This window comes from Vibrio sp. 1401 (genome assembly GCF_033340295.1).
In genome coordinates this window covers 1-556 of sequence record NZ_JAWOWF010000692.1, presented here as the reverse complement: position 1 = coordinate 556, position 556 = coordinate 1, and the positions used below count along the sequence as shown (strand labels likewise).

The 556-nt window shown below is 45.0% G+C and carries 1 protein-coding gene; it reads left to right on the top strand.

Annotated features, from left to right (window positions below; genetic code table 11):
- On the top strand, window positions 1-556 hold a 556-nt coding region (locus R7Z77_RS27630), incomplete at both ends, for an aromatic amino acid transport family protein (protein WP_318137342.1).

The window sequence follows — 556 nt, the reverse complement described above, 5'->3', positions numbered from 1 at the left end:
CGTTTGGTTTCCACGGCAGTATTCCTGCAATCGTAAACTCCTTAGATGGCGATACGTCATCTTTGCGCAAAGCGGTTATCGTTGGTTCGACGATTCCTTTAGTTATCTACATTTTCTGGCAAATCGTTACTTTAGGCGTAGTAAGCCAGGATGCACTTATTGAAAACGGTGGCTTGAGTGCACTTATTGGTCAATTATCTCAAACTGTTCACAAATCCAACTTGAGCAGAATTGTAGGTGTATTTGCCGACCTTGCACTTCTCACCTCGAACTTAGGTGTGAGCTTAGGTTTGTTCGAATTTTTAGGTGATACGATCAAAGGCAAAAGTGAGAAACCAAATCGCTTGTTAGCTGCAGTGATTACGTTTACTCCACCACTTGGTTTTGCGCTTTTTTACCCACAAGGCTTCATTATGGCGCTGGGTTACGCGGCGATTGCATTGGCTATTCTTGCGATTTTCCTTCCTCTTGTCATGGTGATCAAGGTTCGTCGTTCCGATAATTTCTCTGGTGAATACCGTGTCGCTGGTGGGCAAGGAGCGCTAGTCGTCACTGG